The sequence below is a fragment of the Mesorhizobium sp. M2C.T.Ca.TU.002.02.1.1 genome (assembly GCF_003997225.1).
This window is the reverse complement of sequence record NZ_RZTO01000781.1, coordinates 1-2833: the sequence shown is the minus strand read 5'-3', so window position 1 is coordinate 2833 and position 2833 is coordinate 1. Positions and strand designations below refer to the sequence as shown.

Below are 2833 nucleotides of genomic sequence, written 5' to 3'. Positions count from 1 at the left end.
GCGACATCGTCGATCACGCGAAGCTGAAGTTCCACCACACGAGGGAATACAACACGCTGCAGAAGATGGCCTATGGCGGCGTGCTCTTCGTGGCTCTGCCGCTGATGATCGTCACCGGCCTCGCAATGTCGCCGAGCATGGATTCGGTATTGCCCTGGCTCAACGAAATCCTCGGCGGCAGGCAAACGGCGCGCACCATCCATTTCACCGTCATGGTGCTGCTCGTCCTTTTCTTCGTCGTCCACATCCTGATGATCCTTGCCGCCGGCCCGATCAACGAGCTGCGTTCGATCATCACCGGCTGGTACCGCACCGACCCGCCCGAAAAGCACGACCAGCCGACCGAGAGGAGCGCCTGACATGGCAAAATTCCAGATCAGCCGCCGCAAGTTCTTGACCGCCAGCAGCCTCGGCTTGTCCGGCATCGCGCTGTCCGGCTGCGATGCCTTCGACAGCGGTCTCGGCATCGGCGGCGGCTTGCGCAGCTTCCTCGAAAACGCCAATGGCCTGACCTGGCGCGCGCAGCGCCTGCTCGCCGGCCGCGACGCGCTGGCGCCGGAATTCACCGAAGCCGACATCCGCCAGCCGCAACGGCCGAACGGCGTCACCGCGCCCGACGACGACACCTATAAGGGCCTGCTCGCCAACAATTTCGCCGACTGGCGCCTGGAGGTTTCAGGCTTGGTCGAGAAGCCGCTGTCGCTGACCCGCGAGCAGTTGCAGAACATGCCGAGCCGCACGCAGATCACGCGCCATGACTGCGTCGAAGGCTGGAGCTGCATCGCCAAGTGGACCGGCACGCCGCTGTCGCTGGTGCTCGACCAGGCTGTGGTCAAGCCGCAGGCGCGCTATGTCATGTTCCACTGCCTCGACACGATCGAGCAAAGCCTGTCCGGCGACATCAAATATTACGGCACCATCGACCTGATCGACGCCTGCCATCCGCAGACGATTCTGGCCTATGGCCTGAACGGCAAGCCGTTGCCGGTCGAGAACGGCGCGCCGCTGCGCGTCCGGGTCGAGCGCCAGCTTGGCTACAAGATGCCGAAATACCTTTCCAAGATCGAGCTGGTCGACGGTTTCGCCAATGTTGGCGGCGGTCGCGGCGGCTATTGGGAGGACAATGGCTACGACTGGTATGGCGGGATTTGATGGCCCCTCGCCTGCAGGCCGAGCACGATCTTGCGCCGGCCGAGCTCAGTGCCTTCGAGGAACACCTCAACGGTGACAACCGGCGTGTCACAGGGCGCGATGACGACCATGCCCTCGTCTTTGCGCTGCGGGATGAAAAAGGACACGCCGTCGGGGCCGCCGCCGGCTATTCCTGGGCCGGCATTGCCGAGCTCAAGCTGATGTGGGTCGACGAGGCCTATCGAGGCCTTGGCCACGGCAGGAAGCTGCTCGATGCCTTCGTCGCGGAGGCCGCCGCGCGCGGCTCGCTGCGGATATGGGTTTCGACCCACGACTTCCAGGCGCCGGGCTTGTACGAAAAAGCCGGTTTCGCGCGCATGGCCGAATTCAGCGGATGGCCCGAAGGCCATTCCAACATCATCCTTTGCAAGACGATCGGTTCCCGATAGGCGGCGACCGGACGAGGCTGGCGTTCAGCCTGCGCGGCTTTGCGACGCGATCAATCGTCCGAACTTTCGAAAGTGGTTTGACCCGGCTCGGGCGGCGCGTCCCCCATCTCGTCCGGATTGTCCACCATGCAGCCCATGCCGTGGCATCCCTGATAGTTGCCGTGGGTATCGAAATTGGGATTGCCGTCCCTGTCGAATTGCGGCGTCGGATCGATCCATCGATCGTCGCGGCGCGGCTTCGGCCTCGGATAGTAATTGTCCGAATGGCGGCCGTGCCTGTCATTGTTGTCGAGGATGGCGCCGACGATACCGCCGACGATGATGGCGGCCGCCGCATCGCCAGGAGAAGGCCTGCGGCCGGAGGGAGACGGCCCGCGGCCGGAGCCGGCAACCAGGAATTGCGCCGAGCAGCCCTTGTCCACCCATATGCCGCCGCCGTCATAGCCCCAGCTTGTGCCGAACTGGCAACGCGACTTCGACAGCCGGTTGGTCAATTGCACGCCGCCACGCGTGTCGATCCCGCAATAGGAGTAGCGATAGTTGGAACTTGAGCAGACCAGGCGCATCGGACCCGCGGCCTGCGCGGCATCGGGCAGCAGCGACAATTGCGTCGGATTGCCCAGGAGGCAGGCCAGGAACATAGTCGAACCGGTAACCGCCATCCGCGCCGACATCGCAAGTCTCCAATTGGTTTCGCTATCGACAGAATGGCACCTCTGTGTAAGTCTTACAACCAGACAAACCGCAGCGAGGATATATTCATGCGCGCTAACAAAATGGTCGCGGCGATCATACTTGTTCTCTCTGCCTGGCTGGCGTTATTGCCGGCCCACGCGGACGATAGCCTGAAGCGCGTCATCGACCAGAAGACACTGACGGTCGGTGTGGCGCTCAACCCGCCATGGATCCTCAAGAACGCGGATGGCAAATTCGCGGGCTACGATGTCGACCTGACCAGCGCGCTGGCATCCGATCTCGGCGTCGACCTGAAGCTGGTCGAAGTGCCGTGGAACGACCTGAAGGCACGTCTGCTCAAGGGCGATTTCGATCTGATCGCCGCAGGCTATGCCAGCACGCCTGAGCGCGCCCGCGAGGTTGTATTCTCCAATCCGACCGGCACCGCCGATATTCGCATGGTGGCCTCGATCGCCAGCCTCGGCAAAAGGCCGGGAAGGGCGCTGACGGCGCCGGGGTACAAGATCGCCGTGCTGTCCAATTCCACGGACGAGGCGGCAGCCAAGGAAGCCTTTCCG

5 protein-coding genes are annotated in these 2833 nt (G+C 63.4%); 4 read left to right on the top strand and 1 reads right to left on the bottom strand.

The window, feature by feature from the left end; genetic code table 11:
* The 3 genes from EOD07_RS29320 to EOD07_RS29310 form a co-directional block, all read left to right on the top strand.
* The coding region (locus tag EOD07_RS29320; protein WP_127237828.1) for a cytochrome b/b6 domain-containing protein at positions 1-359 on the top strand (359 nt) is incomplete at its 5' end.
* 1 nt (position 360) lies between these two features.
* Positions 361-1152, top strand: coding sequence for a molybdopterin-binding protein (locus EOD07_RS29315; protein WP_127237827.1), 792 nt, complete (start codon positions 361-363; stop codon positions 1150-1152).
* Positions 1152-1580 carry a GNAT family N-acetyltransferase gene (locus tag EOD07_RS29310; protein WP_127237826.1) on the top strand — a complete coding sequence of 143 codons (429 nt, stop codon included), beginning with the start codon at positions 1152-1154 and terminating at the stop codon, positions 1578-1580. Before EOD07_RS29315 ends, EOD07_RS29310 begins: the two co-directional genes overlap by 1 nt.
* Positions 1581-1630: 50 nt before the next feature.
* Here the strand turns inward: EOD07_RS29310 and EOD07_RS38225 are convergent, their stop codons facing one another.
* Complete coding sequence (locus EOD07_RS38225) at positions 1631-2254, bottom strand: DUF3011 domain-containing protein (RefSeq protein ID WP_052468930.1); 624 nt, start codon at positions 2252-2254, stop codon at positions 1631-1633.
* 87 nt (positions 2255-2341) lie between these two features.
* Between EOD07_RS38225 and EOD07_RS29295 the strand changes: the two genes are divergently transcribed.
* Positions 2342-2833 (top strand): transporter substrate-binding domain-containing protein (locus EOD07_RS29295; RefSeq protein ID WP_164772644.1); only part of this gene is annotated, 492 nt, incomplete at its 3' end.

What these genes read in the sequence shown, in the direction of transcription:
- EOD07_RS29315 (WP_127237827.1), top strand. Translation starts at nt 361, where the DNA reads ATGGCAAAATTCCAGATCAGCCGCCGCAAGTTCTTGACCGCCAGCAGC.
- EOD07_RS29310 (WP_127237826.1), top strand. Translation starts at nt 1,152, where the DNA reads ATGGCCCCTCGCCTGCAGGCCGAGCACGATCTTGCGCCGGCCGAGCTC.
- EOD07_RS38225 (WP_052468930.1), bottom strand. Translation starts at nt 2,254, where the DNA reads ATGTCGGCGCGGATGGCGGTTACCGGTTCGACTATGTTCCTGGCCTGC.